Origin of the sequence: Alsobacter soli (genome assembly GCF_003004785.1) — a bacterium.
GTDB lineage: Bacteria > Pseudomonadota > Alphaproteobacteria > Rhizobiales > Beijerinckiaceae > Alsobacter > Alsobacter soli.
Genome location: NZ_PVZS01000006.1, coordinates 26607 through 52666 on the forward strand (window position 1 = coordinate 26607; position 26060 = coordinate 52666).

Annotated in this window: 26 protein-coding genes and 2 tRNA genes; 11 read left to right on the forward strand and 17 right to left on the reverse strand. The window is 65.7% G+C overall.

Annotated features, from left to right (window positions below; all coding sequences use genetic code 11):
* Window positions 1-170: 170 nt before the first annotated feature.
* Both SLNSH_RS06690 and SLNSH_RS24540 read right to left on the reverse strand, forming a co-directional pair.
* A complete protein-coding gene (locus SLNSH_RS06690) occupies window positions 171-785 on the reverse strand; it encodes a hypothetical protein (RefSeq protein WP_106335908.1) in 615 nt (204 codons plus the stop codon).
* Window positions 782-1147 carry a hypothetical protein gene (locus SLNSH_RS24540; RefSeq protein WP_146140209.1) on the reverse strand — a complete coding sequence of 122 codons (366 nt, stop codon included), beginning with the start codon at window positions 1145-1147 and terminating at the stop codon, window positions 782-784. The genes SLNSH_RS06690 and SLNSH_RS24540 overlap by 4 nt, the downstream gene beginning before the upstream one ends.
* A gap of 918 nt (window positions 1148-2065) precedes the next feature.
* Between SLNSH_RS24540 and SLNSH_RS06695 the strand changes: the two genes are divergently transcribed.
* On the forward strand, window positions 2066-2401 hold the full coding sequence (locus tag SLNSH_RS06695) for a Rap1a/Tai family immunity protein (protein ID WP_146140210.1): 336 nt from the start codon (window positions 2066-2068) through the stop codon (window positions 2399-2401).
* Window positions 2402-2958: 557 nt separating this feature from the next.
* Here the strand turns inward: SLNSH_RS06695 and SLNSH_RS06705 are convergent.
* The 8 genes from SLNSH_RS06705 to SLNSH_RS06740 form a co-directional block, all read right to left on the reverse strand.
* Complete coding sequence (locus tag SLNSH_RS06705; RefSeq protein WP_106335911.1) at window positions 2959-3213, reverse strand: hypothetical protein; 255 nt, start codon at window positions 3211-3213, stop codon at window positions 2959-2961.
* Window positions 3214-3432: 219 nt separating this feature from the next.
* Window positions 3433-4227 carry a hypothetical protein gene (locus SLNSH_RS06710; RefSeq protein WP_106335912.1) on the reverse strand — a complete coding sequence of 265 codons (795 nt, stop codon included), beginning with the start codon at window positions 4225-4227 and terminating at the stop codon, window positions 3433-3435.
* Window positions 4228-4606: 379 nt separating this feature from the next.
* Window positions 4607-4683, reverse strand: a tRNA-Arg gene (locus SLNSH_RS06715).
* Between the two features lie 25 nt (window positions 4684-4708).
* The gene (locus SLNSH_RS06720; RefSeq protein ID WP_106335913.1) at window positions 4709-5011 is read right to left on the reverse strand and encodes an ETC complex I subunit; all 303 of its coding nucleotides are present in this window, start codon (window positions 5009-5011) and stop codon (window positions 4709-4711) included.
* A 40-nt stretch (window positions 5012-5051) separates the two neighbouring features.
* Window positions 5052-5128: transfer RNA gene (locus tag SLNSH_RS06725), tRNA-Pro, on the reverse strand.
* A gap of 299 nt (window positions 5129-5427) precedes the next feature.
* Complete coding sequence (locus SLNSH_RS06730) at window positions 5428-5790, reverse strand: response regulator (RefSeq protein WP_106335914.1); 363 nt, start codon at window positions 5788-5790, stop codon at window positions 5428-5430.
* A complete protein-coding gene (locus tag SLNSH_RS06735; protein WP_106335915.1) occupies window positions 5791-7296 on the reverse strand; it encodes a sensor histidine kinase in 1506 nt (501 codons plus the stop codon).
* A 293-nt stretch (window positions 7297-7589) separates the two neighbouring features.
* Window positions 7590-7859, reverse strand: coding sequence for a hypothetical protein (locus SLNSH_RS06740; RefSeq protein ID WP_245422112.1), 270 nt, complete (start codon window positions 7857-7859; stop codon window positions 7590-7592).
* Between the two features lie 303 nt (window positions 7860-8162).
* On the opposite strand from SLNSH_RS06740, the gene SLNSH_RS06745 reads away from it, so the two are divergent.
* Window positions 8163-8378, forward strand: coding sequence for a hypothetical protein (locus tag SLNSH_RS06745; protein WP_106335916.1), 216 nt, complete (start codon window positions 8163-8165; stop codon window positions 8376-8378).
* Between the two features lie 177 nt (window positions 8379-8555).
* Here the strand turns inward: SLNSH_RS06745 and SLNSH_RS06750 are convergent, their stop codons facing one another.
* Both SLNSH_RS06750 and SLNSH_RS06755 read right to left on the reverse strand, forming a co-directional pair.
* Entirely contained in the window at window positions 8556-9038 is a 483-nt protein-coding gene (locus SLNSH_RS06750; RefSeq protein WP_106335917.1) for a DUF192 domain-containing protein, read from the reverse strand.
* A gap of 80 nt (window positions 9039-9118) precedes the next feature.
* The gene (locus SLNSH_RS06755; protein ID WP_106335918.1) at window positions 9119-9700 is read right to left on the reverse strand and encodes a cold-shock protein; all 582 of its coding nucleotides are present in this window, start codon (window positions 9698-9700) and stop codon (window positions 9119-9121) included.
* Between the two features lie 359 nt (window positions 9701-10059).
* Here SLNSH_RS06755 and SLNSH_RS06760 point away from each other — a divergent pair, with 359 nt between their 5' ends.
* From SLNSH_RS06760 to SLNSH_RS06770, 3 genes are read left to right on the forward strand one after another with little or no spacing between them, the layout of a single operon-like run.
* Window positions 10060-10554 carry a MarR family winged helix-turn-helix transcriptional regulator gene (locus SLNSH_RS06760; protein WP_106336076.1) on the forward strand — a complete coding sequence of 165 codons (495 nt, stop codon included), beginning with the start codon at window positions 10060-10062 and terminating at the stop codon, window positions 10552-10554.
* Entirely contained in the window at window positions 10551-11747 is a 1197-nt protein-coding gene (locus SLNSH_RS06765) for an HlyD family secretion protein (RefSeq protein WP_106335919.1), read from the forward strand. The genes SLNSH_RS06760 and SLNSH_RS06765 overlap by 4 nt, the downstream gene beginning before the upstream one ends.
* Window positions 11747-13315, forward strand: a complete 1569-nt coding sequence (locus SLNSH_RS06770; RefSeq protein WP_106335920.1) for a DHA2 family efflux MFS transporter permease subunit — start codon at window positions 11747-11749, stop codon at window positions 13313-13315. The genes SLNSH_RS06765 and SLNSH_RS06770 overlap by 1 nt, the downstream gene beginning before the upstream one ends.
* Here SLNSH_RS06770 and SLNSH_RS06775 read toward each other — a convergent pair whose 3' ends face one another.
* Both SLNSH_RS06775 and greA read right to left on the reverse strand, forming a co-directional pair.
* Window positions 13316-14047, reverse strand: a complete 732-nt coding sequence (locus SLNSH_RS06775) for a 4'-phosphopantetheinyl transferase family protein (protein ID WP_158266704.1) — start codon at window positions 14045-14047, stop codon at window positions 13316-13318.
* A 38-nt stretch (window positions 14048-14085) separates the two neighbouring features.
* Window positions 14086-14553, reverse strand: a complete 468-nt coding sequence (gene greA / locus SLNSH_RS06780) for a transcription elongation factor GreA (protein WP_106335922.1) — start codon at window positions 14551-14553, stop codon at window positions 14086-14088.
* A gap of 181 nt (window positions 14554-14734) precedes the next feature.
* Between greA and SLNSH_RS06785 the strand changes: the two genes are divergently transcribed.
* From SLNSH_RS06785 to SLNSH_RS06795, 3 genes are all read left to right on the forward strand, one after another.
* Window positions 14735-15313, forward strand: coding sequence for an HdeD family acid-resistance protein (locus SLNSH_RS06785; RefSeq protein WP_106335923.1), 579 nt, complete (start codon window positions 14735-14737; stop codon window positions 15311-15313).
* A 210-nt stretch (window positions 15314-15523) separates the two neighbouring features.
* Window positions 15524-18202: a pyruvate, phosphate dikinase gene (gene ppdK, locus SLNSH_RS06790; protein ID WP_106335924.1), complete on the forward strand. Its 2679-nt coding sequence runs from the start codon at window positions 15524-15526 to the stop codon at window positions 18200-18202.
* A 95-nt stretch (window positions 18203-18297) separates the two neighbouring features.
* On the forward strand, window positions 18298-18567 hold the full coding sequence (locus SLNSH_RS06795; RefSeq protein ID WP_106335925.1) for a hypothetical protein: 270 nt from the start codon (window positions 18298-18300) through the stop codon (window positions 18565-18567).
* Between the two features lie 22 nt (window positions 18568-18589).
* Here the strand turns inward: SLNSH_RS06795 and SLNSH_RS06800 are convergent, their stop codons facing one another.
* The 3 genes from SLNSH_RS06800 to SLNSH_RS06810 are packed head-to-tail and all read right to left on the reverse strand — an operon-like array spanning window position 18590 to window position 20976.
* Window positions 18590-19006, reverse strand: coding sequence for a hypothetical protein (locus SLNSH_RS06800; protein WP_106335926.1), 417 nt, complete (start codon window positions 19004-19006; stop codon window positions 18590-18592).
* The gene (locus SLNSH_RS06805) at window positions 19003-19455 is read right to left on the reverse strand and encodes a DNA polymerase III subunit chi (protein ID WP_106335927.1); all 453 of its coding nucleotides are present in this window, start codon (window positions 19453-19455) and stop codon (window positions 19003-19005) included. Before SLNSH_RS06805 ends, SLNSH_RS06800 begins: the two co-directional genes overlap by 4 nt.
* An 18-nt stretch (window positions 19456-19473) precedes the next feature.
* Window positions 19474-20976 carry a leucyl aminopeptidase gene (locus tag SLNSH_RS06810; protein WP_106335928.1) on the reverse strand — a complete coding sequence of 501 codons (1503 nt, stop codon included), beginning with the start codon at window positions 20974-20976 and terminating at the stop codon, window positions 19474-19476.
* A gap of 235 nt (window positions 20977-21211) precedes the next feature.
* Between SLNSH_RS06810 and lptF the strand changes: the two genes are divergently transcribed.
* The 3 genes from lptF to SLNSH_RS06825 are packed head-to-tail and all read left to right on the forward strand — an operon-like array spanning window position 21212 to window position 26058.
* Window positions 21212-22354 carry an LPS export ABC transporter permease LptF gene (lptF, locus tag SLNSH_RS06815; RefSeq protein WP_106335929.1) on the forward strand — a complete coding sequence of 381 codons (1143 nt, stop codon included), beginning with the start codon at window positions 21212-21214 and terminating at the stop codon, window positions 22352-22354.
* Window positions 22355-22369: 15 nt separating this feature from the next.
* The gene (lptG, locus tag SLNSH_RS06820; protein ID WP_106335930.1) at window positions 22370-23455 is read left to right on the forward strand and encodes an LPS export ABC transporter permease LptG; all 1086 of its coding nucleotides are present in this window, start codon (window positions 22370-22372) and stop codon (window positions 23453-23455) included.
* A gap of 2 nt (window positions 23456-23457) precedes the next feature.
* Window positions 23458-26058, forward strand: a complete 2601-nt coding sequence (locus SLNSH_RS06825; RefSeq protein ID WP_245422114.1) for an LPS-assembly protein LptD — start codon at window positions 23458-23460, stop codon at window positions 26056-26058.
* Window positions 26059-26060 lie beyond the last annotated feature (2 nt).

Genomic DNA, 26060 nt, shown 5'->3' on the forward strand with positions numbered 1-26060 from the left:
TCTAGCGCATGGTGCCAACACCATCTCGTCGAAACCCCTGACGGGTTGTGGCGACCAATTGAACCCGGCGCACGGCCGGCGGCTCCCTCGCGGAGGAGCGTGGTCCATGCGTGACCCACGTCCAGCTGCCGCCTGCCAGCAACTCAGCTCCGCTGCTGCACCGTCGAGACTTACAGGCGACTTGCGCCCGCTCCTGTCGCAAGACCTACCAGGAACTGTTGAAGTGCTTTTATGTTTTCGCGGGCAAGGTCGATCTTGACCTTTGCAGTCGTGTAGCTCGCTAGTCCATAGCAGTAAAGCAGGGCCAGAGCCATCACCACGGCCACTAAGGTTTGGATACTAACACCCGCTATGTTCGCATCCCCTGACTTTGCGGTTTGTGCGAATGCGGACGAGATCACCGAAAACTGCAATGCAGGCCAGAGCGTAACAAGCCCCTGAACCACGACGTAGGTAGCGGCAAACACCGAAACAACGCCGAGCCAAAATTCAAGGGGATGCTTGTCAGCGATATATGCCCATCTCTGGCGAGCGGTCATCCGCACCAGAATGTCACTCTCGGTCTCGTCCGGTTGAGCTTTGGGCGAAATCTGCGTCAGCGCCGGGATCTCTATGGAAAAGCGGGGCTGAGACGAATCCCCCATAAGGACAACGGGGATGTAGGCATCCGCGCGCCGGGCCTTCTGCCGATCAATTGAGACCGGACGGACCCCGTCCGCAACGGCGCGGTGCTGCTTCCAGCGCTCTAATGATTGGCCTGTTGTCGCAAAGAGGCGGTCAGTCATTTGGCCCTGCCTAGAAGAGCGTTCCAGTCTTCGTCAGAGACTTGCATCTGAACTCGCAAAGTCTCCAGCTTGTCGCGCATCCAGATGTGAAACGACACAGCGGTCGTGAAGTCCATGACGACATCCACATCAAGCTCCCGCACCAACCCTTCCTTGCCTTCCAGTATGGTTTCTGGGCCTGGCTGGCCGTCGATAATCGGGATGGAGGTCCGCTGTGGAATCGCGACTCGCTCACTGTAAAAACCGCAGTGGATTGAGCCACGCGGCGTTAGCCCTCCATAGCAGCCGTCTGCGTGGACTACGCGGAAAAAATTGCTTTTTTGGAAAAAGGCCTCCAGAGATTTTGGTTCGTTTTCGGCCATCTTGCGCGCGCTCCCAGAGGTGGCTGAAGAAGCACGTCTGCTGCCCGAGATCAAGTCGATACCCTGCACAGGAGGTGGCGGCTTTTGCCTCGATCTCGTGCCGACCGCGATGCGAATTCCTCCCGCGCCGAGCTAAAGCCCAGAGCGCCGAGCAGGCTTTCGAGCTGCTCCACCGTTCAGCCAGCAGCTCGTGCCAGGTACTTCCCGGGCTGTGCGTCACCGTCACCGCTGGATCCCTGAGCGCCGTCACGATGCTGCGCATGGGGCGCGGATCGAAATAAAAAAGTCGGCCGGCAATGGGCAGTGGGGCTAAATAGTGGGGCTATGTGGGGCTAAAGTTTCCAAAAAACAGGGCAAAATCAAGCTTACGCGCGCAAGGTGGGCAACGCCACGGGCTCGCAGGCGGCGAAGGGGGCCAGCCTGACGGGCAAGCGTCCGGACGGGCGCAAGGCGACCGTGACCATTGCGGCGCAGGCCAGGGCGTGGACCGGGCGGCGACGTTCTGGGACAGGTGCGATTTCGTCGAACCAGCGACGGACGTTGGCGCCCAGTTGAACCCGGCGCACAGCCGGTGGGTGATGGATTTCCCGCCCGCGTGGGGCAGCTGGGCGGGTACGGCAACGCCATCTCCCGCAAGTCGCGGAAGCCTTCCTCCGGTCGGTGATGGCGATCAGTTCGACCGCAGCTTGAAGCTGTAGTGGTGCGCGCGCAATGTGGTGCCGGCTGGAAGCACCGTATTCGCCTAATTAAAAGATCCGAAGACGACCTTTGCTCCGTTTATCGATTCGCTTTCGGAGCTAGTGGAGACCCTGCCCGGAGCGATCCGGGCAGGGTTTTGCTTTCGACTACCGCACCGCATTGCTCCGGCGACGTTCCACCCATTATCGTCGCCCTCCCCCTCATCGAACGAGACCCAAGATGCGAACAGCAGTTATTCTGGCAGCCATGACCCTGGTCGCCTCCCAGTACCCCGCCCGCGCTGATCAGACCGACGGCAATGCGCAGCTTGCAGTCTGCCGCCTAATCCTCGGCGAATCGAGCCTGCGACCCTACGATCAGGGCTTCTGCATCGGCGCTGTTCACGCCATCCGGTATTCGAGAGGCCGTCTCCACATCTGCATTCCGGACGGCGTAACCAACATGCAGGCCGTGCGCGTTCTGGTGAACTACATGGAATCGCACCCAGCACGGTTGAACTTGGACATCACGGACCTCGCCATGAATGCGTTCAAGAAAGCATGGCCCTGCAAGTGAACCGAAAGGGCGAAGCTCATTGCAGGGGCCACGCCCAAGCCAACACCAGCCGGCAGGCTTCGCGCGTCCTGGTGAGTTACTTGGACCAACACCCAGAGATACTGCCCCCGAACATCGTCCAAGTTTCATCAGACGCGTTCACCGCCGCATGTTCCTTCAAGTGATCGAGGCACGCCTGTTTACGGCCTCGTAGAAGCCCTTACAGCAGCCATCAGCATCTCCCCATTGCCGTAGAGCCGAAAGGCCGGCGAGCCTGCCGGGAGTGCTTCTGGAAGGCGCTAGACCATAAGGCCAAGAGCGTCCTCTATCGTAAATACCTGACCATCGCTCATGATGGTCGGACCTGCGATGGAGCGGCAAGCACGCCCCCATGAAGGCGACCGATGCGGCGAAGGCGTACCGGCGGCCGCTGACCGTGGGCCTCAACCTGGATCAGACGACCCTGGAGACTCTTCTGGCCATGGAGGTGATTATCCGGCGGTCGCACGGTGGCCTCGTTGCATGGCGCCCTGGAAGCTTGGGAACGGATGACCAGGATCAGCGTGAGGCCGTGATCGCTAGTCTTCCGGCTTGAAGTGGGCGCGCATCTCAGGCCCGGTGCTCGCTGTCTTGGACCAGAAGTGCTCGCGGTCGCCCGTGATCACCTCAGCGACCTGATCTATGGCCGCCGTCACCCCGCTGACCGCGCGCGCAACTGGACCGTTGATGGGAGCCTTGGCCAGGGCGCGGACGCAGGCGCGCCGACAATCCTTCAGATCCGCCAGCAGGGCGTCGGCTTCGTAGGGCGTGAAGAGTCGTCGGGTTCGGACCATGAGAACAAAAAGAGAACATTTCGCTGATCCGCGTCAAGGTCCGCCAGAGGTTTTCCCAATAGACCGAGTGCAGTCAATGTAGCGGACGCACTCACCAACTGCCCCCCGGCCGCGAGGTGACGCCATCACCATGTGGTCGCCAGGGCGTGAACTGGCGGCCGAGTTCGGCGCGGTCACTCGTTGCATCATCGGATGTGGATTTCCGGAACTATCAAGCTGTCAGCCCTCCTCGAACATCAGATCCGTCAGCATGAGCATCGCATGCTCCAGGCCGCCGCCCAGCCGCTCGCGCTCCGCCGCAATCACTTCGGAGCGCCGGGCGGGATCACGGAAGGCGTTAATGGCTCGGGTGAGATCCGTGGGCGAGAAGATGGCGCGGATATCCGACATGATGGCTCCCCAGTAGTGCTCGTCCGGTACCGGCTCAGGCCGCTTCCTCATCATCCAGGGCTCCACGTGCGGCGGCACGCCCCGATAAAGCCCCGTCTCCTCCTCAGCCTGATCGGCGGGCTGCGGCTCTTTGACGGGCTTGGGCTTCTCCTCCCCCAGATGTCCCCTTACGGGTCCATTCATCTCTGTATTCGGTGTAGAAGGTTGAGCCGTCTTTTGGGCTCGGCCATGGGAAGGGAAAAGGGCGGCGATTTCAGCCGAAAAGGCGTACCAAGCCGCGCGCATCTGGGGCTCGCCGGGATTGCGGCAGAGGCCATCGGCGTAAGCTTCGGCGTACGGGATCTGCTCCAGCAGGAAGGCGGCGCGCAGCGTCTTGATGGCGCCCTTGATCTGATCCTCCGTCAGCTTCAGGGCGGGATGGCCGGCGAGCTTGCGTCGGTCGATGGTCATGCGGCGCATGCCGGAGCGCCAACCGGTGTGGAAGCGCGCCAAAAACACGAACAGCTTGAAGGCGGCTTCCTTGTTCTTGAAGCTCGCCAGCATAATGCGGATGCGTTCGCTGATGAGGCCGGGCAGGCGATAGCCGCCGCTGTAAGACGAGGGCAGCCAACGGGAGTAGTTCACGGTCCACCTCATGGTGGCCGCGCTCAAATGGGCAAAGCTTCGCCCCTCGCGGTGTTGACCGCGATTCGATGTTGCTGCACTGTCCGGGGTGTTCAGTCTCCGAGCAGTGCAGCGCTCTAGGTGGGTCCTCCCCGCCTGGGGCGTTTGCTTTTACGTCTGGGCGCGGCTCTCCGGCGCGCACCGGATTGTGCGCGGCCGCGAGCATAGGAGCGTCGCTGCTTGACGCAAGTCATTTCAAACTTTGAGTATTGAAGATGTAAAGAGTGAAAGAGTTGGGACATAGTGTCCCCTGGATAGTTCCGCTAAACTGCGGCTAATCTATCCCCCTAAACCCATTGGCCGGCCCCGCAACCAATTGAAATCGCTACATAAAAAACACTGGCGACCCCGGCAGGATTCGAACCTGCGACCTCGGACTTAGAAGGTCCTTGCTCTATCCATCTGAGCTACGGGGCCGAACCCGAGCGGGCTGGCGATTGGGTCAGTGGGTCCACTGCCCCACGCGGTTGAAGCGGAAATTGTCGGAGTAGGCCATCTGGCGTCGCTTGGGCTCGTGCGGCTCCTCGACGGTGGCCGCGATGCCGTTGCGCTCGGCGTAGGCGATGGCCTCTTCCTTGGTGTCGAACCAGAGCTTCACCTGTTGGCGGGTGTCGCCCGAGCTGGTCCACCCCATGAGCGGATCGATGTCCTTCGCCTCGCGCTCGAACTCGAGAAGCCAGCGGGTGTACTTCGCCGTCCCGGACTGCATGGCGTTCTTGGCGGGGCGGTAGATCCGTGCGGACATGGCCTGCTCGCTGCTCGAATTCGTCGAAGGGGCTCGCCGGTGGTCGGGGCAGCAGGATTCGAACCTGCGACCTGAAGTACCCAAAACTTCCGCGCTACCAGGCTGCGCTATACCCCGGCGTGGCGAGCCACGTTGAAGCGTCTACGTTTTCTGGCCCCTCGCGGCAAGAGGCGATTTCGCCACTCTGGCCCCAAACGCGGTCGTCTTGTTGCGAGCAGCAGACCGGAGCACGGTTCCCCATCGCCGCCGCCGGCGCCTCGCAGCGCTCGGGGGGCGTGCCGCGCCAGGATCCAGAGCGAGGAGCTCACAGGCTTCCCGAGATCGCTTCGTCTTCGACGCGCAGGAGACGGGGACGGAAGAATCACGGTCACTTCGGTAGGGCGCGCCTCGCGAAAGCCCCAGAAGGCGCGAGCCGTCTAACTCACGATCGCCGCGATCGCCCTGACCAGATCTTGGGACCGGACCGGCTTCTCCAGCACCGGAGCCCCTTCGAAATCCGGCTGGCCGGCGACGTTCACGTTCCCGGTCGCCAGCACGAAGGGCGTCCGCCGGGCGCGGAGCTCCTTCGCCAGCTCGTGCGCCGTCTCGCGGCCAAGGGCGACGTCGAGCACCGCGGCGTCCAGGTTGACGGTTCGAACCAGGGCCATGGCTTCCGCCACGCCCGGAACGGGGCCGAGCACCTGCGCCCCGGCTTGCCGCAAGGCGTTGTCGACATCCATCGCGATCAGGTAGTCGTCCTCCACCACGAGGATGCTGCGCCCCGCGAGCAGTCCCTGCATTCAATCCGGCCCCTGTTCCCGCTGGTCACGATCGTCGCCCAGCGGCATTTCGATCTCGCAGCGCACGCCGTCGGAGCCGAGTTCGAACTTGCTGCGGGCGCCGACGGCGTAGCCGAGCCCTCGCTCGATCAGCTCGCGACCGTACCCGCGATGGCTTTGCGCATCCTGGGGAAGCGTCACACCGGTCTCCGTCCAGTTGAGGACGAGATGCCGGCTCTCGCCCCGGCCTTTTGTCTTCCAGGATATGAAGAGAAGTCCCGCCTCTTCCCTCAGGGCCCCATGCTTCATGGCGTTGGTCGCCAATTCGTGCAGGGCGAGGGCGAAGTTTTGAACCTGGGCCGCCTTCAGGCGGACAGATGGCCCCGAGATCGAGAGCTTGGGCGAGCCCAGGTCCACATGCGCCGCCAGTTCAGTTCGGATGATGTCGCTCAGTGGCACAGGATCCATGACGGAGCGGCTCAGCAGGCCTTGGGCGCGGCTGAGAGCGGTAAGCCGGTCCTCGAAGGCGTCCAGCGGGCCTCCCTGGCCAATGGTGCGCTTGGCGATGGCGGCGATCACGCCGAGCAGGTTGCGGCCGCGGTGCTGAAGTTCGTTGATCAGCACCTGCATGCGCTGCTGGGCTCTCTTCTGGTCCGTGAGATCCTGGCCGATCTTGAGGAAGCCCAGCAGGACGCCGGCTTCGTCCCGCAGGGCCCGGACGGAGCCGTGGATGAAGACCAGGGAGCCGTCCTTGCGCACATGCCACCGGACGTCGGGCGCGGCTCCGTCGCGCGCCGCCGTCGACGCCTCCTTCTTGTCCTCGTTCTGCGCGCGGTCTTCCTCCGTGAACAAGATGGCGGCGGGCTCCCCCGCCGCCTCATCCGCCGTCCACCCGAACACGGCCTGGGCGCCGGGATACCAGTCCCGAATCCGGTCCTGCTGGTCCGTGGTGAAGATGGCGTAGTCCCTAGCGCTCTCGACGATCAGGCGGAACTGCTCCTCGGTGCTGCGCAACGAGGTCGAGATCTGGAGGCGGTCGATGACTGGGCCCAGGACGATGGCGTAGGTGCGCAGGAACTCGGTGTCCGCCTCGCTGAAGTCCCGCGCCTGAGTATCGTCCACCTCGATGAGACCGTACGCCTTGCCCCCCGGCAGGAAGATCGGCGCGTTCGCCAGCGCCACGATGCCCGCCTTCTTCATGAAGTCGGGGACCTGGAACCTGTCCTCCTTGTGGATGTCCTGCGTGATGACAGGCTTGCCCGCCTTAATGGCGAAGCTCTCCGACGAGAGCTCCTTCATCGGGAGGCGAAGCGCGCCGATCAGGCCTTCGTCCCAGCCTCGCCCAGCCCGGAGCAGACAACTGTCGCCCTGGATTTCAAGAATCTTGGATCGCTTGGCGCCGAGCGCCTCGGCGACCTGCAGGCATGCCTTGTCCAGAATGGCGTCGAGGCTCTCGCAACGCAGCGCGAACTCGCCGAAGTCAGCGAGGATCTTCTGCCGTCGGAAGAGCTGTTCTGAACTGGGCATAGGCTCGTCCCGCATCAGCCGGCGAAGCTGGCGACGCCTTTCGACGCAGGGCCGTTCACTTCTGTCCGCGGCCGCAGATAGTCCGTTCCATTCCTCATCGGGGCCTCTCGCCTTTGCGTCACCCCCGGAAGCGGAGCACGGGGACAAGTCGGCACGCCACGCGCGGTTCCATTCTGCGCGGCTCCTGGCTCTGTCCGGCGAAGCGTTGGCCCTCTTCATTTCGCCAGCCGGCCCTTGATTGATCGGATCGGTACCCTCGCGTTCTGGCAAGCGGGGCTTCTCCGGCCAGACGCTCAGCGCAGCTCGTAGCAGTTCGTCCTGACCCGCTCCGTCATGCGCGCGCCGCGGGTGGTGTCGTAGAGAACGGAACACTGGACCAGGTATGGCCGGTCATCATGCCGGAACAGGATGTACATGGTGCCCTGGCCGGCGTAGCCGGCCACCTTCCAGCCATCGTTCAGCAGTTGCTCCACCGTGAGATGCGGATCGCCCTGCGCCGCTGCAGGGCCGCCCACGACGATCGCGGCTGCGAGCATGACGCTTGTTCCGAAGAGCCGTCTCATGTGGCTGCTCCTTGTCGCCGAGGACGCGGCTTCGATGAACATGGGCTTTTGGCGCAACAAGGCCAGTGCACGGCCTCGTGCGTCCGACGCACCTGATGGAGCGCGCCGCCAAGAGCCCATGTTGATCACGAATTTCAAGACGTCGTTTGACTTATTATGTACACCGCACCCCGACAGACTGGTTCCTCCAATCACCGCCAGCGTAACTGCGTAGAAAGACTTAGCGAATACGTTTCCCCGCACAGGGAGGCGACCGTGAGCGCTGTCGAAAAATCACACGAATGTTTCAGCTGCGGACGCCTGGTGCCACAAGGCAGGGCCGTCCGGTGCACCATCACGGTGGAAGCTCCTGGACGCCAGAAGCGGGCCTTCTTCCTGTTCAAGCGCGTGCGCCGGCTCACACGCTACTCGTGCGGCGACTGCTACGTGTCCAGGACGATCCGGGAACTGCTCCGCAAGCTCCCGGACGTGCTCATCGTCGTCGCGGCGCTCTGCGGCCTGCTCTACTGGCTGCGGTAGCGACGCGCCCTGCGTCAGCGGGCGCCCGGGAACAAGGGCCGCCGTGATGCGTTGTTGACACGCAATCGGACACGCCCCCCTCCGGTCGCAGTTCAAAGGCCCCGCGGTGTCAGCTCCCGCGGGGCTCTTTGTTTGTGGGCTGCCGGAGCGCCGCGCCGCGGGGTCGGCTGGGGCCGGTCACTTGCGGCCGAAGAGCGGATGCTGGACCGCATCCCCCGGCTTCATGCCAAGCTTCGCCGAAACGCCGGCGTTGATCTCCAGAACGGCGTAGACCGGTTCGCCGGACGAGATGGTGCGGGTGGAATGCGGCTCGGTGTTCTCGGCGATGCGGGCGATCGTGCCGTCCTTGCGGATGAACACCATGTCGAGGGGAATGAAGGTGTCCTTCATCCACATCATGACAGGCTGCGTCTCCTTGAAGTCGAACAGCATGCCGCGGTCTTCCGGCATGTAGCGCCGGAACATCAGGCCCTTGGCGCGCTCCTGCTCGGTGCGCATCACCTCGACCTCGAAGGCGCGCGGTCCGCCGGCGGTGACGACGACCAATTTCTCGAGCGCCGATTCGGCCCAGGCCGCAGCGGACGACGCAGTCACCGCGAGGGCGATCAGGGCGGGCAAGACGGCCGAGCCGACGGCCCGGCGGAGGGAAGTGATTCTCATGGGGCTCCTCGCAGAGGCAGGGATGCTGCCTCCGGCCGTGGCGCCGGTCAAATGCGCACGCCGCGCAGGTGACCTCCCGTTCAGTGGGAGGACGGCGCCTGCCCGCTCACAGCCAGCAGACGCACCTCGGCCGCCATCAGGCCCTTGGGGCCGTCGCCGAACCGCACCATCACGGTCTCCCCCGGGCGCAGCTCGGTGATGCCGTAGCGGCGCAGGGTCTCCATGTGGACGAAGATGTCGGGCGTCCCGTCTCCGCGGGACACGAAGCCGAACCCGCGCAGGCGGTTGAACCACTTCACGACCACCGGCTCGAGCCCGCTCGTGGGCGTCACCGTCACATGCGTGCGCGCCGGGGGCAGCAACGACGGATGCGGCGCCGTGGACGTGTCCATGGAGAGGATGCGGAACGCCTGGAAGCCACGGGCCCGACGCTGCGCCTCGCAGACCACGCGCGCGCCCTCATAGGCCACCTGGAAGCCGTCCCGGCGCAGGCAGGTGGCGTGCAGCAGCACGTCCGGCATGCCGTTGTCCGGCACGATGAACCCATAGCCCTTGGCGACGTCGAACCACTTGATCACGCCCGAGATCTCGATGAGATCGAGCTGCTCTCCGTCGCCGGCCTGCTCGCCGGCCATGCCTAACGGATCATGGGCCTGCTGCATGGGCCTGGTTTTCCCGACAAATTCGTCCGACATCGGCAAACACCACCCGAGCGGTTGTTGAAGGCCTAGTCCAAGCTCAAGCTATCGGGCCTACTGATTCTCTGTTTTGAGCATAGCACCACCCGTCCCCCGCAACAGATGCAATTGAGGGCGGCAGAAGGCGGGAAGAACATCTTCACAGTATTTTTTGACGAGGCTCTCGCAGCTGCTCAATCGATGGTTGCAATCGAACCCTCCCCGCCTGCGGGCCGCGCGCCAAAAACGTACGCCGTGCTCTGGACGAAGTGGTAAGGGACCCTATATTAAGCAGGCTTATGAATTTTGCCGGACGCGACTCGCCGGCCAAACCTGAATTCGCCATGCCCGAACGATCCCTTTCTCCGCAGCGCGAGTTCGGCTTCCTGATCTCGGACGCCGCCCGCCTGCTCCGCACCTACACCGATCAGCGCGCGCGCGAGTTCGGCTCAACCCGCGCCCAGTGGGCCGTTCTCAACCGGCTCGAGCGGCGACAGGGCATGAGCCAGAACGAGCTGGCCTGCATGCTGGACATCCAGCCCATCACCCTGGCGCGCCTCGTGGATCGCCTTTGCGAAGATGGACTGGTCGAGCGCCGACCGGACGCCGAGGACCGGCGCGTCAAGCGCCTGTACCTCACCCCCAAGGCCTACCCGGTTCTGGCCTCCCTGGGCGAACTCGGGACCGAAATCATGCAGGCGACCCTGGCCGGGCTCGACGACGCGACCGTGCGCGCGCTCGTCCGGCAACTCGAGGTCGTCAAGGACAACCTGAAGGAGTTGCTCCAGGTGGGCGCCTCCACCACCCCCTCAGACGCCGATTTGAAGACTGGAACATGACCGACGACGCCAAGAGCGCCACCCCCGGCGCTTCCCCCACCCTCGAGAAGGCAGCCGGAACGGAGCCCGCGGCGCTCGCCGGCGCGTCGCCTTCGCCGGCCCCCGTGGCCAGGCCCCCGCGCAAGCGCCGGGGCCTGCGGTTCGTGCTGTTTTTCATTATCCCGGCGCTGGCGCTGGCCGGCGGCGGCTACGCGTACCTGCACGGCGGACGCTATGTGACCACCGACAACGCCTATGTGGGCGCCCAGAAGGTGCTCGTCACGCCGGAGGTGTCCGGCAAGGTCGCGAAGATCTTCGTGCAGGAAGGCCAGCGCCTCGCCGTGGGCGACGAGCTGTTCGAGGTCGACCAGACCTCGTTCAAGATCGCGGTGGACGAGGCCAAGGCCCACCTCGCCAAGGTGGCCACGGATTTCGACACCCTGAAATCCACGGTGAAGAGCCTGGATTCGCAGCTCCAGCTGGCCCGCCAGACGCTCCAGCTCCGACAGGCGGACTACGGGCGCAAGCAGGACCTGCTTGCGAGCCGCGCCGGCTCGCGCGCCGATCTCGAGACATCCGAGATCGCCGTGGCCCAGGCCCGCTCCCAGATCGAGCAGCTCGAACAGCAGCGCGCCAGCATCCTGTCGCAGCTGGCGGGAAACCCCAACCTCCCCATCGAGGGCTTCGCCCCCTGGATGGAGGCCAAGGCGGCCCTGGACCGCGCCCAGCGCGATCTGTCGCTCACCGTCCTGCGCGCGCCCATCGCGGGCGTCGCCACGCAGGTGACCAGCATCCAGATGGGCCGCTACCTCCAGGCGGGCGCGCCCGTGTTCAGCATCGTGGCCGACGACCAACCCTGGGTCGACGCCAATCCCAAGGAGACGGACCTCACCTACGTTCAGCCCGGCCAGGAGGCCGAGGTCACGGTGGACGCCTATCCGGACCGCGTCTGGCATGGGCACGTGGCCGCCATCAGCCCGGGAACGGGCGCGCAGTTCTCGATCCTCCCGCCCCAGAACGCCAGCGGCAACTGGGTGAAGGTGGTTCAGCGCGTGCCCGTGCGCATCGAGTTCGACCAGGGCCAGGACGTGCGCGACCTGCGCGCCGGCATGAGCACGAACGTCTCCATCGACACCCGCCGCCAGCGCAGCCTCGCCGGCCTCTTCGGCTTCGGCGGCGCCGTCGCCGGCAGCAAGGACGCGAGCGCCAACTGATGTCCGCCGCAGCCGCCTCCCTTCAGGCCGCGCCGGCCCACGAGGGCGGCGCCCGGCGCATGCTGCTCACCGTGTGCGTGATGATGGCCACCATCATGCAGGCGCTGGACACGACCATCGCAAACGTCGCCCTGCCTTACATGCAGGGCGGCCTCGGCACGACCCAGGACCAGGTGAACTGGGTCCTGACCTCCTACATCGTGGCCGCCGCCATCATGACGTCCCCGCTCGGCTGGATGTCGGCACGCTTCGGCCGCAAGCGGCTGTTCATCGTCTGCACCGCCGGGTTCACGCTGGCCTCCATGCTCTGCGGCGCGGCCCAGACCATCGAGCAGATGGTGTTGTTCCGCCTCCTCCAGGGCGTGTTCGGCGCGGCCCTGGTGCCGCTCTCCCAGTCCGTGATGCTGGACGCATACCCGGTCGAGCAGCGCGGCTCGGCCATGGCCATCTGGGGCATGGGCGTCATGCTGGGGCCCATCATGGGCCCGACGCTGGGCGGCTGGCTCACCGAGACCTACAGCTGGCGCTGGGTGTTCTTCGTCAACCTGCCCTTCGGCGTGCTCACCGTGCTCGGCCTGTCGGCCATCATGGAGGAGACGAAGACCAACAAGAGCCTCACCTTCGACTGGCTGGGCTTCATCGCCCTGTCGGTCGGGATCGGCTCCCTGCAGCTGATGCTGGACCGGGGCGAGCAGGTCGGGTGGTTCGACTCGAGCGAGATCGTGGCCGAGCTCGCCATCGCGATCGCCGGGTTCTATTTCTTCCTGTCGCACGCCTTCACGACGCCGCGGCCGTTCATCCCGATCCACATCTTCAGGGACCGGAACTTCGCGGTCGGCGTGGTCTTCATGTTCATCGTGGGCATCATCCTGCTCGCCACCATGGCGCTGGTGACGCCCTTCATCCAGAACGTCCTGGGCTACCCGGTCCTCACCTCCGGCCTCCTTCTGGGCACCCGCGGCATCGGCACCCTGATCGCCATGATGGTCGTGGGCCGGCTGCTGCGGTTCGTGGACGCGCGCATCCTGGTGTTCCTGGGACTGGCTGCCTCCACCTGGGCGCTTTGGGCCATGATCGGCTTCTCGCCGAACACCTCGGCCACGCACATCAACGTGGTGAACATCGTGCAGGGGCTGGGGCTCGGCTTCGTGTTCGTGCCGCTCAACACGGTCGCCTTCGCCACACTGCCGGCCGAACTGCGCACCGACGGCACGGCGCTCTGGACCCTGATCCGGAACATCGGCAGCTCCATCGGCATCTCGATCGTGATCGCGGAGCTGACCAGCAAGACCACCCAGTTCCACAGCCAGCTGGTGGAGCACGTCACGCCCTTCAACGACGCGCTCAACATGCCGGATGTGAAGTCGGTGATGGATTGGACCTCAGACGCGGGCCGGGCCATGCTCGACGCCATTGTGACCCAGCAGGCCGCGGTGATCGCCTATTCGAACGACTTCAAGCTGATGATGTTCATCAGCCTGTCCGCCTTTCCCCTGCTGCTCCTGATCAAGAAATCGGCGCGGCCCCAGGGCAAGCCCGACCCGTCCGAAGCCCACGTGATGGAATAATCAGGCGCGCAACACCGAGACCGAGCCGACGGTTTCGTTCCAGAGCGAGACCGCCGCCGGCAAGGCGCCCTCCTGCGTCACGATCGTCACGTCCGCGACCGAGAACCACCCGGCGTAGCCCGGCAGGGCCACGGTTCCGGCGATCGGGCCGAAGCCGACCGACAGGGCCGTGGGGTCGACCGAAAAACCGGACCCGGCCGCCTTGAGCACCGCCTCCTTCCGGGTCCAGAGCCGCAGGAACGCGGCGTCGCGGTCGCCTTGGGGCAGCCGCTTATAGGCGGCGATCTCCGCCTCCACCATGACGACCTCCGCGACGGCGTCCCGGTCCGGCGGCGCCGTGGGCTCGATGTCGACGCCCACCTCGCACTCTACCGTGAGCGCCAGCGCGACATGCCTGTCGGAATGGGTGAGGTTGAAACGCACGGGGGCTTCGCGGCAGAGCGACGGCTTCTCATGCCGGCCCAGGCTGATGGCTACCTCCCCGGGCGTGCAGTGGAGCCATCGCGCCAACGCCAGGCGCGCCAGGGTGCGCCCCGCCACGAAGGCGGCGGCGGTTCCGGGATGGCGCAGGCTCCCCAGCCGTTCGCGTTCTGGGGCGGACAGGAGGTCCGGCGAGGCGCTCCAGTCAGCAATGCGGCCTACCAGCACGACCACGTCTCCGCGGCCGGCAGGCTCATGGGGGAACTGGGGCGGCAAGGTCGGGCAGGTGTTCACGGGCGCTCCATACGACATGCGCCCTACCATGCCAGATCCGTCGCGCCTGCGCCCCGTCAGCTGATCGCCACGACCTCGGCTTCGCCCTGCCCCGCCTCCACGACGTCGCCCACGCGCTTGCCCAGGAGAGCCTGGGCAAGCGGCGCCACGTGCGGAAGCGTGCCATGGGCCGGATCGGCCTCGTCCTCGCCGACGATGCGCCAGGTCTGTCGCCGGCCGTCGTCGCGTTCGATGGTGACGGAGGCTCCGAAGTGAACGGTCTGCTTGTCCGCGGAGGGGTGGACCAGCTCGGCGTTGGAGAGACGGTGCTGCCAGTAGCGCAGGTCGCGCGCGGCCCGAGCCACCCGGGGCCGATCCCCCGCCTCCACCGCCTCCCCGTGTTCGCGGCGCAGACGCTCCACGGCCTCCTCGATCTGGCGCAGGCCCTCAGGGGTCACGAGATTCGGGTGGGGGCTTACGGGGCGGTCCGGGAGGTCCTCGAAGGCCTCTCCGCCCTCCTGTTCCTTCACGAAGGCGCGGCTCATGGGCGTTCCGTCCCTTGCTATTCTGGGCCCGGCTTCCGGCGGCCGGAGAGGCGCCGCCCGCCGAAAGGGGGCGCCGTAAACGAGACAATGGATCGGAACGCCGCTGCGTTCCACCACTTTAAGATGTATGCTCGTCAGCGCCCCGCCGCGTTCATGATCCCCCTGAACAGGAGGCGAACCCATGACCATGGCTTCGGAAAATTACCCGCGCACCGGCTCCTCGCTGGGCAGCGGCATCGCAGCGCTGCGATCGCGCTGGGGTTGGATCGTCGCAATCGGCGTCCTGCTGGCGATCTGTGGCGTAATCGCGCTCGGCAGCGTGATGCTGGCGACCGCCGTCAGCGTCACCATTGTGGGCTTCATGATGGTGCTGAGCGGCGCCGCGGAGATGGCGCACGGCTTCGCGTCCAAAAGCTGGGGCCGCTTCTTTCTCTGGGTGCTGCTCGGCGCGCTCTACGCGCTGGCCGGCGTCTTCGCCATCCTGAACCCCTTCCTGGCCGCGACGGTGCTGACGTTGCTGCTGGGCGCGGGCCTGATTGCGTCCGGGATCGTCCGCATCGTTCTCGCCTTCCAGATGCGTGAGGGAACGCCCTGGGTCTGGGTTGCGCTCTCGGGCCTCATCACGCTGCTTCTCGGCGGCATGATCCTTTCCCACTGGCCGGCCTCGAGCCTGTTCGTGCTCGGCCTGTTCCTGGGCATCGACCTGATCTTCGCCGGGACGAGCTGGATCGCGATGGGACTTGCGTTGCGTCGCGCGTAAGCGGACGCTGGTATACCAAGACCACGGGCGACCGGAACCAAGGGCAGGCCAAGGCGTTGCGGTGCGGGCGTTCACCGCCCCGCTTCAGCCATGGTCGTGCGCAAATTCCGGCTCGCACACGAGTCGATTGGGCGATTGCCTTTTGGCTGGGGCTGAGCAATTGGAAGTCGCGCTGCGCCCGCGCGCGGGCTGCAATAAAGGACGGGGCTGATGACCAAGTGGGTTTACACCTTCGGTGACGGCAAGGCGGAGGGCCAGGCCGGCATGCGGGAGCTGTTGGGCGGCAAGGGCGCCAATCTGGCCGAGATGAGCAACCTCGGTCTTCCAGTCCCTCCCGGCTTCACCATCTCCACCGAGGTCTGCACCTATTACTACGCCCATGAGCGGACCTACCCGTCCGACCTCGGCGACCAGGTCGAGGCCGCGCTGAAGCATGTCGGCGCTCTCACCGGCAAGACGTTCGGCGACGCCGCGAACCCGCTGCTCGTATCCGTACGCTCCGGCGCCCGCGCGTCCATGCCGGGCATGATGGACACGGTGCTCAACCTCGGCCTCAATGACGTCACCGTCGAAGCCGTGGCGGCGAGCTCGGGCGACGCCCGCTTCGCCTATGACAGCTACCGCCGCTTCATCCAGATGTACTCGGACGTGGTGCTCGGCGTGGAGCACCATCATTTCGAAGACATCCTCGAGGAGTACAAGGACCTCAAGGCCTACTCGCTCGACACGGACCTGACCGCGGACGACTGGAAGCTCATCGTCGGCCGCTACAAGGAGACGGTGCAGGCCGAGCTCGGCAAGCCCTTCCCGCAGGATCCCAAGGACCAGCTCTGGGGCGCGATCGGCGCCGTCTTCGGCTCCTGGATGAATCCTCGCGCCAACAAGTACCGTGAGCTGCACGGCATCCCGGCGAGCTGGGGCACGGCCGTGAACGTGCAGGCCATGGTGTTCGGCAACCTGGGAGAGACCTCGGCCACCGGCGTGGCCTTCACCCGCAATCCGTCCACCGGCGAGAAGGAGCTCTACGGCGAGTTCCTCATCAACGCCCAGGGTGAGGACGTGGTGGCCGGCATCCGCACGCCGCAGGACATCACCGAGAAGGCCCGCATCGGCGCAGGCTCCGACCGTCCGTCGCTGGAGACGGCGATGCCGGAGGCCTATGCCGAGTTCATCCGCATCTGCGGCCTGCTCGAGAAGCATTACCGGGACGTCCAAGACGTCGAGTTCACCATCGAGCGCGGCAAGCTCTGGATGCTCCAGACCCGCAACGGCAAGCGCACCGCCAAGGCGGCGCTGAAGATCGCGGTGGAGCTCGCGGCCGAGGGCCTGATCACGGAGGAGGAGGCGGTCGCCCGCATCGAGCCGGCCTCCCTCGACCAGCTGCTGCACCCGACCATCGACCCCAAGGCCGAGCGCAAGGTGCTGGCCACCGGCCTGCCCGCCTCGCCCGGCGCCGCCGGCGGCGAGATCGTGTTCGACTCGGATGAGGCGGAATCCGCCCGCGCGGCCGGTCGCAGGGTCATCCTGGTCCGCATCGAGACGAGCCCGGAGGACATCCACGGCATGCACGCCGCGGAAGGCATCCTCACCACCCGTGGCGGCATGACCTCTCACGCGGCCGTGGTGGCCCGCGGCATGGGCAAGCCCTGCGTCTCCGGCGCAGGCGGGCTTCGGGTCGACTACGCCGCCCAGACCATGACGGCCAACGGCGTCACCCTGAAGAAGGGCGACTGGATCACGATCGACGGCGCCACCGGCCAGGTGATGCAGGGCGAAGTCAAGATGCTCGAGCCCGAACTCTCGGGCGAGTTCGCGACCCTCATGAGCTGGGCCGACCGCGCGCGCCGCATGAAGATCCGCGCCAACGCCGAGACCCCGCTCGACGCCCGCACCGCCCGCCAGTTCGGCGCGGAGGGCATCGGCCTGTCGCGCACGGAGCACATGTTCTTCGAGGGCGAGCGCATCGTGGCGGTGCGCGAGATGATCCTGGCGGATGACGAGGCGGGCCGCCGCGCGGCGCTCGCCAAGCTGCTGCCGATGCAGCGGGCGGATTTCGTGGAGCTGTTCACAATCATGAACGGCCTGCCGGTCACCATCCGCCTGCTCGACCCGCCGCTGCACGAATTCCTGCCCCACTCCGACGAGGAGGTCGCCGAGGTGGCGGCCGCCATGGGCGCCTCGGCCGACAAGCTGAAGCGCCGTGCGGCGGAGTTGCACGAGTTCAACCCCATGCTCGGCTTCCGTGGCTGCCGTCTCGCGATCGCCTATCCGGAGATCGCGGAGATGCAGGCGCGCGCCATCTTCGAGGCCTCGGTGGAGGCCGCGAAGGCGACCGGCAAGCCCGTGATCCCCGAGATCATGGTTCCGCTGGTGATGGGCCGGCCCGAGTTCGACATCGTGCGGGACCGCATCCTCGCCATGGCGGCGGCGGTGGAGAAGGAGACGGGCGCCAAGCTGGAGTTCCAGGTCGGCACGATGATCGAGCTGCCCCGCGCCTGCCTCAAGGCGGACGAGATCGCGCAGACCGCGGAGTTCTTCTCCTTCGGGACCAACGACCTCACCCAGACGGGCCTCGGCATCTCCCGCGACGACGCGGCGAGCTTCCTGGGCCCCTACACGAGCAAGGGCATCCTTCCGTCGGACCCGTTCGTCACGCTGGACGTGGAGGGCGTGGGCGAACTGGTGAAGATTGGCGTGGAGCGCGGCCGCAAGGTGCGCCCCGACATCAAGCTCGGCATCTGCGGCGAGCACGGCGGCGACCCGGCCTCCATCGCCTTCTGCGAGCAGGTCGGCCTCGACTACGTGTCGTGCTCGCCCTATCGCGTGCCGATCGCCCGCCTCGCCGCCGCCCAGGCGGCCCTGGGCGTGAAGGCCGCCAGCTCGGCCTGAGCGACAATTTCCAAGACTACGAAGGCGCCGCACCCCTTGCGGCGCCTTTTTCATTGGCGGCATGCTGACAGAAGACACGACGCGCGACAGGCCTCATGAACCGCTTCTCGATTATCTTCGTCGCTGGTCTGGCCCTGTTCGGCCTGCTCCAGGGCCTCGCCTTCGCGCGCTGGCCCCACCTTGAGGACGCCGTCGTCCCAAGCTTCCTCTGGCCGCTCCTGGCGTCGCTGGCGGTGGACGTCGCCATTCGGCCCGCCGTGGCCGCGGGCAAGCTTCCGGACCTGCGCACGGAAACGCGCTTCGCCGGCCTCGTGGCCGCCGTTTTCGTGTTCATGGCGACGCGCTGGGTGATCCCGAGCCTCTAACGAAGCTGGGCCGTTTCAGAGCCTAGCCGGCTCCGCCGCCGCGCACGACGCGCACCAGCCTGTTGTCCTGGAAAAGGTAGAGCGCTTTCCCGGTCTGCTCCATGTAGAGCATCGTGGTCTCGCGCTTGGCGCGCGGGCTGGAGCCCGTCTGGACGCTGAGCGGCTCGCCCTTCAGGGCGACGAGCTCGCATTCCGTGAGACCCACAAGGCCCTCGCCTTCACGCCCGCGGAACTTGGAGGGGTCAATCGACAGGTCGGCGGTGCAGCGCCCATCCTCGCCCACCACGGCCTCAGTGGTAGCGACCCGCGCCGTGGCGGACTTGTCGTTCATGAAGCCGCCCACCTCCACGGCGCAGCCGGAGAGCGCCAGCGACACCGTCGCCATCACGCCCGCAACTCCCCAACCGGCGAGCCGCCGGGTCCGCGCCGCATCCATCATGCCTTTTTCTCCCAGCGCCCGCTCTCGTTCTGCTGCCAGTAGCTCATCGCGTGGTCCTGGCCCCTGAGGCCCTTCCACACGACACGGGCGGCGGTGACGGCCTCGTCGTCGCGCCCGTCGAAGATGAGCACGATGCGCTCATAAGACGCCGCATCCGGCGGAATTGGGGCGCCGTCCACGAGGAAGCGGACCTGGGCGCCGTTCGGGTTGCCCTCTCCCGTCGTGATCACGACCGCCTCCGCCGCAGCGCCAGGCTCCGTGTCCACCGCATGGGGCAGGAAGCTGTCCTCGGCGTAGGTCCACAGGTGGTCGTCGAGCGCCGCGGCCCGCTCGGCTGTCGGCGCATGCACCACCGCCTTCCATCCGCGCGCCAGGCTGCGCTCGAGAAGGGGCGGAAGCACCGCCTCGAGCGGCTGCTGCAGCAAGTGATAGAAGAGAATCTCGGCCATCAGGCCCCCAGCCGCGCCCTACCCCTCGTAGTTGTCCGCGACGAGTCGGTCGAGCAGCCGCACGCCCCAGCCGGACGCCCATCCACGGTTGATCTCGCTCTGGGGCGACCCCATGGCGGTGCCTGCGATGTCGAGGTGCGCCCAGGGCGTGTCGTTCACGAAGCGCTTCAGGAATTGCGCCGCCGTGACCGAGCCTGCGTGCCGGCCGCCGGAGTTCTTCACGTCGGCGAACTTGCTGTCGATGATCTTGTCGTAAGCGGGGCTCAAGGGCATGCGCCACACGCCCTCCCCGGTCGCCTTGGATGCGGCCTGCAGCTTCTCGGCCAGGGCGTCGTCATTGGAGAACAGCCCGGCGTTCTCCTGGCCAAGCGCGACCAGGACCGCGCCGGTCAGGGTGGCGAGGTCGACCATGAAGGCCGGCTTGAACCGGTCCTGCACGTACCAGAGCACGTCGGCCAGCACGAGCCGGCCTTCCGCGTCCGTGTTGATGATCTCGATGGTCTGGCCCGAGAGCGAGGTGACGATGTCTCCGGGGCGTTGCGCCTCGCCACTCGGCATGTTCTCGACAAGGCCGATCGCCCCGATGACGTTGGCCTTCGCCTTGCGGGAGGCGAGCGCGTGCATGAGGCCGACCACGCAAGCCGCGCCGGCCATGTCGCCCTTCATGTCCTCCATGCTGGCGGCCGGCTTGATGGAGATGCCGCCCGTGTCGAAGCACACCCCCTTGCCGACGAAGGCCAGGGGCTTCTCCTTATTCTTCGCCCCGTTCCACCGCATGATGACGACGCGGCTCTCCTTGCGGGAGCCCTGGCCCACGCCCAGCAGAGCGCGCATGCCGATCTTGTCGAGCTTCTTCTCGTCGAGCACCTCGACCTCGACGCCGAGCTTTTCGAGCTGTTCGGCGCGCCGGGCGAACTCCTCCGGATCGAGGACGTTCGGCGGCTCGTTGACGAGCGTGCGGGCCATGACGACGCCCTCGGCCACGGCGCTGCGGCTCTTGTAGGCCTTGCCCGCAGCCTTCGGGTCGGCCACCGCGATGACGGCCTCGATGTCGCCCTCGGGTTCGTCCTTGTCGCCCTTCTTGGTCTTGTACTTGTCGAAGGAATAGGAACGCAGCCGCATGCCCAGCGCGATGTCCGCGGCGGCCTCGGCGTCACGGCGCAACCCGACCGGGGCGTCATGGAAGAGCACGGTCACCGAACGGCTCTTCCCCACCTTGCCGAGGATCGTCCCGCCCAGGGTCACGAAATCGGCGGAGGCGCGCTCCGTCGCGCCGCCGACGCCGACGACGACGAGGCGGGCGGCTTGCAGGCCGGCGGGGGCCAGGATGGAGAAGCCGGACCCGGACTTGCCCTTGAAGCCCTCGGCCGCGGCGGCCTTCACGACAGCATCCGCCGCGTTTTCGCCGATGAGGTCCCGGACCTCGGAGGGCAGGCCGAGGTCATCCCCGAGCAGGACGACGATCGCCCCGGAGGCAGGCAGGCTCGGCTCGGCGAAAGACGCTCTCAGACGCTCGGACATGGAAGGCTCCGGGAATGGAAAACAGGCGGGAGACAAGGGTCTTAGCGCGCCCGCGCGACGGACGCCAGTTTCCGCCGCGGCCCGCGCCCGGCGGCGCCATGCCTCACGCTCTTGCTGGGTCTGGCCTTGCGGCCGCCCGGTTCAGGCGCCATTGCAGGCGGCCCGGAGCGATGCTCCGGCTTGCCCGGACACGCCGAACCCTTTACCGCTTCCGCCACCACCGCGACGCGACCTCATGAGCCTGCTGGACCGCTACATCTTCCGGATCGCCGGGGTCGCCTTCGTGGCGACAGTGCTGGGCCTGACCGGCGTCATCTGGGTCACGCAGGCGCTGCGTGAGATCGACCTGGTGACAGGCAAGGGCCAGTCCATCCTCACCTTTCTCACGATCACCAGCCTGTCGCTTCCCGCGCTGGTTGCGATCATCGCCCCCGTGGCCCTGTTCATCGCGACGGTCTACGCGCTGAACAAGCTCAACGGCGATTCTGAACTGATCGTCATGAGCGCCGCCGGAGCCCCGCCGGGCCGGATTTTGCGCCCGCTGATGATGCTGACTGTGCTGGTCACCATCCTGGTGAGCTTGATGACGACCTGGGCCATGCCGGCGAGCTTCCGCGCCCTGCGCGACCTGATCACGAACGTGCGCGCCGACTTCGTGACCAATGTCGTGAAGGAAGGACAATTCACGACGCTGGATATCGGGATCACGTTCCACTACCGCGAACGCGCGGGAGACGCGCTGCTCGGCATCTTCATGCAGGACCGGCGCGACAGGCAGAAGCCATCCATCTATATCGCCGAACGTGGCCAGACCGTCGAGATCGACGGAACGCCCTACCTCGTGCTCGAGAAGGGCAGCATTCAAAGGGAGCAGCCGGGGGCCTCCGATCCTGCCTTCGTGGTCTTCGAGCGCTACGCCATCGACCTGAGCCAGTTCGGCTCGGACAACGGCGCGTTGGTCTACAAGCCGCGCGAGCGCGACACGATGGCGCTCATCCGCCCGGACGTGAACGAGACCTACTACAAGATGCCCGGGACCCCCGGCCGTTTCCGCACGGAGTTGCACGACCGGCTTTCGGCCCCGCTTTACTGCCTCGCCATGATGGCCATCGCCTTCGGCGCGCTTGGGACGCCTCGCACCACCCGCCAGGGCCGGGGCGCGGCCATCGGCATGTCCATCATCGCGGTCGGTCTGCTTCGTATCGCCGGCTTCGCTGTTTCCAGCCTCGTGGCCCGGGCGTCCTGGGCCGTGGCCCTCGCCTATCTGATCCCGATGCTTGGCTTCCTTGGCGGGCTCGCTTTCGCGATGGGACCCTCCCTGAGCACGCTGAGACTTCGGACACCCTCGCGCCGGGGCCGGGCCCCGGCTGCAGCCTGACCGGAGAAAGCCGACATGCTGATCGGTCCCACTCTCGGCCGCTACCTGGCCGCTCGATTCGTGCGCGCCATCACGGGCGTTTTCGTCACGGTTTTCGCGCTCATCTACACCTTGGACTTCGTCGAGCTGGTCCGTCGCACCAGCGACGTCGCTGACCTCTCCACACCGCTCCTGGCCGAGTTGTCTCTCTTCCGCACGCCCACCGTGGCCGAACAGATCCTGCCCTTCGCAGTGCTGTTCGGCTCGATGGCGGCCCTGCTGAACCTCTCACGGAAGCTTGAACTCGTGGTGATGCGCTCGGCGGGGGTGTCGGTGTGGCAGTTCCTCGCGACGCCGTTGCTGGTCGCGGTGGGAATCGGCCTCTTCGCGGCCACTGTCTACAACCCGGTCTCCGCCCGGCTGAAGGAGCGCGCGATTCAGGTCGAGACGGCCAAGCTCGGCCGCTCCAAGACGGCTGGCGAAAAGGAGCTGTGGATTCGTCAGCGCAGCCTCGACGGCCAGGCGATCATCCGCGCCGAGCGCTCCATGGAGGCCGGAACGCGGTTGAGTCGCGTCACCGTCTTCGAATTCAACAAGGACGGCTCGTTTCTGGACCGAGTCGAGGCTCGCGAGGCCCTGCTGCGCGACGGATTCTGGGAGCTCCAGGACGCGCGCCTGACGGGTGTGGGGATGGAGCCACAGAGCTTCGCTTCCTACAATGTCGCCACCGCTTTGACGCCCGATCAGGTGCGCAATTCATTCTCATCAGCGGATTCTGTTCCTTTCTGGGAACTGCCAGGACTGGTCGAAAAGACTGAAGCCGCGGGCCTGGATGCAACCCGATATCGGCTGCAATTTCAGTCTCTTCTGGCCCGTCCCTTACTCTTCGTAGCAATGGTTTTCATCGCCGCATCGGTTTCGTTAAGATTTTTCCGGTTTGGTGGCGTGGCGAAAATGGTTCTTGGTGGCGTGACGGCTGGGTTCGTGCTCTATGTCGTCACCCACTTGGTCGAGGATCTCGGCGCCGCTGGTCTTCTCTCGGCAACGGTCGCGGCATGGTCGCCGGCGGTTGTCGGGTGTTTGCTCGGAACGCTCGCTCTGTTGTACCAAGAGGACGGGTGATCATGGGCCGTGCGTTCTTCGGCCGATCTGGTTCGGGCATGGTGAAGCGTCGTTACATTGCGGCTCTGGCCGCCGGCATCGCAAGCGTCGGGCCGGTCCTGTGGACCGATGCGCCCGTCGCCCAGACGTTGACCGAGCGGCTGTCTCAAAAATCGCAGAAGGCCGGTCAATCAAAGGACCGCCTGGCGGTCGAATCGCGCGAACTGGTCTACGACAAGGACAAGAATACCGTTTCAGCTGTCGGCAACGCCGTCCTCTATTACCAGGGCCGCGTGCTGGAGGCTGATCGAGTCACTTACGATCGCGAGCACAACCGCGTCTACGCCGAAGGCAACGCCAAGATGACCGAGGCCAATGGCCAGGTCGTCTACGGCTCACGATTCGAACTCACGGACGACTTCAAGGACGGCTTTATCGATTCCCTGCGGATCGATACGATCGACAAGACGCACTTCGTCGCCCCCCGAGGCGAGCGCACCGGGGGCGAGACGACCGTCTTCGAGCGGGGCACCTACACGGCCTGCGACGCCTGCAAGGAAGATCCAACAAAGCCGCCGCTGTGGCAGGTGCGCGCCAAGCGCATCATCCACAAGAATGAAGAGCGCACGGTCTACTACGAGGACGCGACGCTCGAGTTCTATGGCGTTCCGATCGCCTATATCCCGTATTTCTCGGCGCCCGACTCCACGGTGAAGCGCAAGAGCGGCTTTCTCGCTCCGCGCTACATCGCTTCGTCGGCCATCGGATACGGCGTCTCGGTTCCGTATTTCTGGGCTTTGGCGCCCAATTACGATCTGACGCTTACTCCCACTTTCCTCACCCGGCAGGGCGTGCTGGGCGATGTCGAATGGCGGCACCGGCTGATCAACGGCAGCTACACGGTCCGAGCCTCCGGCATCTTCCAGGCCGACCCGGGCGCATTCCTGGAGCCGCCTTACGGCGCGGGCAATCGCGACTTCCGCGGCGCCGTCGAGTCGCGCGGGCGCTTCCTGATCAATGACAAATGGGTCTGGGGCTGGGATGTCTCCGGATCCACCGACAAGTGGTACTATTCCAACTACAAGTTTCGCGGATACCAGAACGACTCCGCCCTCAGCGCCTTCGGCAATACGATCGGCTTCCGTGAAAGCACTTCGACGATCTATTTGACCGGCCAGGGTGAGCGCAGCTGGTTCGACGCCCGCGCCTATTACTTCCGCGGCCTGTCCTATGCAGACTGGCAGAAGGTTCAGCCCGTCGTGCATCCGGTGGTCGACTATGACCGGAGATTCACGCCTGCGTTCATCGGCGGAGAACTGAGCGTCAACGCGAACTTGACGAGCCTGACCCGGTCCCAGACCGACTATCAGAGCCTTGTCCAGGAGAATGGCGTCACCCCCGGACGGTACCTGTTCCCCCTCGCGTACGACCCGCTTTCGCGAACAAATCCGCGCCTCTACGACACCTGCGCGCCGGGGTTCTACACACCTGACAAGTGCTACGTGCGCGGCCCCGCAGGCACCTACACGCGCATGACCGCAGACGTCTCGTGGCGCCGCACCTTCATCGACCCGTTGGGCCAGACATGGACGCCGTTCCTATCCGCGCGCGGGGACGTGCTGTTCAAGTCGCCCGACCTGTCGCCGCCTTTCAATCAGTACCTGCCCAACTTCTTCGACACGAATGATGACGTCGTGTTCCGCGGCATGCCCGCCGTCGGCGTGACGTACCGCTATCCGTTCGTGGCGGACACGAGCTGGGGCACGCATGTGATCGAGCCGATCGGCCAGATCATCGCGCGGCCGAACGAGACCAACATCGGCAAAATCGTCAACGAGGACGCCCAGAGCCTCGTGTTCGACGACACCAACCTGTTCTCGACGACCAAGTTCTCGGGCTATGACCGCATGGAAGGCGGCACGCGCGCCAATATCGGCGCGCAGTACACCTTCACCATGCTGAACGGCGGCTACATCAGTTCGCTGTTCGGACAGTCGTACCAGATTGCGGGCCTCAACTCCTATGCAAACCCGGACCTCACCCGCACTGGGCTGAATTCGGGGCTGGACACCGCCCGCTCCGATTACGTTTCGCGGATCCAGATCGCTCCCACCAGCAACATCGTGCTCACGGCCCGCTCGCGATTCAACGAGGAAGACTTCGCGCTCAAGCGAGTCGAAATGCAGGCCCAGTCGACCTTCGGCGACCTGACCACCAGCATCATCTACGCCCGGTATGCGCCGCAGCCGGAGTTGGGCATCTACACGAAGCGCGAGGGCGTCTCGACTTCGGTGCGGTACAACATCACGCCGAACTGGTACGTGACCGGAAGCGTCCTCCTCGACCTTAGCCGGCATGCAGCCGAGCGCTTCTACCAGATCCAGGGTTATCAGGCGTCGAACCCGGTGGGCGTGGGCGCCATTTCGCTGGGGGCGGGCTACCACGACGAGTGCACGACCTTCTCGGTCGTCTACCAGAACTCGGCAAAGGGCAGCCTTGCCGAAGGGACCAAGGAGCGCGTTCAGACGGTTCTGCTCCGTCTCGAGCTGCGCACCCTGGGTGGGGCAAGCTACTCGTACAACCAGAGCACGATCCAGACGTCAGACGGCATCACTCATTATTGAGA

Excerpts from the sequence above, each read along its gene's own strand:
- SLNSH_RS06690 (WP_106335908.1), bottom strand. The coding sequence starts at position 785 with ATGACTGACCGCCTCTTTGCGACAACAGGCCAATCATTAGAGCGCTGG.
- SLNSH_RS24540 (WP_146140209.1), bottom strand. The coding sequence starts at position 1,147 with ATGGCCGAAAACGAACCAAAATCTCTGGAGGCCTTTTTCCAAAAAAGC.
- SLNSH_RS06695 (WP_146140210.1), top strand. The coding sequence starts at position 2,066 with ATGCGAACAGCAGTTATTCTGGCAGCCATGACCCTGGTCGCCTCCCAG.
- SLNSH_RS06705 (WP_106335911.1), bottom strand. The coding sequence starts at position 3,213 with ATGGTCCGAACCCGACGACTCTTCACGCCCTACGAAGCCGACGCCCTG.
- SLNSH_RS06720 (WP_106335913.1), bottom strand. The coding sequence starts at position 5,011 with ATGTCCGCACGGATCTACCGCCCCGCCAAGAACGCCATGCAGTCCGGG.
- SLNSH_RS06730 (WP_106335914.1), bottom strand. The coding sequence starts at position 5,790 with ATGCAGGGACTGCTCGCGGGGCGCAGCATCCTCGTGGTGGAGGACGAC.
- SLNSH_RS06735 (WP_106335915.1), bottom strand. The coding sequence starts at position 7,296 with ATGCCCAGTTCAGAACAGCTCTTCCGACGGCAGAAGATCCTCGCTGAC.
- SLNSH_RS06740 (WP_245422112.1), bottom strand. The coding sequence starts at position 7,859 with ATGAGACGGCTCTTCGGAACAAGCGTCATGCTCGCAGCCGCGATCGTC.
- SLNSH_RS06750 (WP_106335917.1), bottom strand. The coding sequence starts at position 9,038 with ATGAGAATCACTTCCCTCCGCCGGGCCGTCGGCTCGGCCGTCTTGCCC.
- SLNSH_RS06755 (WP_106335918.1), bottom strand. The coding sequence starts at position 9,700 with ATGCAGCAGGCCCATGATCCGTTAGGCATGGCCGGCGAGCAGGCCGGC.
- SLNSH_RS06760 (WP_106336076.1), top strand. The coding sequence starts at position 10,060 with ATGCCCGAACGATCCCTTTCTCCGCAGCGCGAGTTCGGCTTCCTGATC.
- SLNSH_RS06765 (WP_106335919.1), top strand. The coding sequence starts at position 10,551 with ATGACCGACGACGCCAAGAGCGCCACCCCCGGCGCTTCCCCCACCCTC.
- SLNSH_RS06770 (WP_106335920.1), top strand. The coding sequence starts at position 11,747 with ATGTCCGCCGCAGCCGCCTCCCTTCAGGCCGCGCCGGCCCACGAGGGC.
- SLNSH_RS06775 (WP_158266704.1), bottom strand. The coding sequence starts at position 14,047 with ATGTCGTATGGAGCGCCCGTGAACACCTGCCCGACCTTGCCGCCCCAG.
- greA (WP_106335922.1), bottom strand. The coding sequence starts at position 14,553 with ATGAGCCGCGCCTTCGTGAAGGAACAGGAGGGCGGAGAGGCCTTCGAG.
- SLNSH_RS06785 (WP_106335923.1), top strand. The coding sequence starts at position 14,735 with ATGACCATGGCTTCGGAAAATTACCCGCGCACCGGCTCCTCGCTGGGC.
- ppdK (WP_106335924.1), top strand. The coding sequence starts at position 15,524 with ATGACCAAGTGGGTTTACACCTTCGGTGACGGCAAGGCGGAGGGCCAG.
- SLNSH_RS06795 (WP_106335925.1), top strand. The coding sequence starts at position 18,298 with ATGAACCGCTTCTCGATTATCTTCGTCGCTGGTCTGGCCCTGTTCGGC.
- SLNSH_RS06800 (WP_106335926.1), bottom strand. The coding sequence starts at position 19,006 with ATGATGGATGCGGCGCGGACCCGGCGGCTCGCCGGTTGGGGAGTTGCG.
- SLNSH_RS06805 (WP_106335927.1), bottom strand. The coding sequence starts at position 19,455 with ATGGCCGAGATTCTCTTCTATCACTTGCTGCAGCAGCCGCTCGAGGCG.
- SLNSH_RS06810 (WP_106335928.1), bottom strand. The coding sequence starts at position 20,976 with ATGTCCGAGCGTCTGAGAGCGTCTTTCGCCGAGCCGAGCCTGCCTGCC.
- lptF (WP_106335929.1), top strand. The coding sequence starts at position 21,212 with ATGAGCCTGCTGGACCGCTACATCTTCCGGATCGCCGGGGTCGCCTTC.
- lptG (WP_106335930.1), top strand. The coding sequence starts at position 22,370 with ATGCTGATCGGTCCCACTCTCGGCCGCTACCTGGCCGCTCGATTCGTG.
- SLNSH_RS06825 (WP_245422114.1), top strand. The coding sequence starts at position 23,458 with ATGGGCCGTGCGTTCTTCGGCCGATCTGGTTCGGGCATGGTGAAGCGT.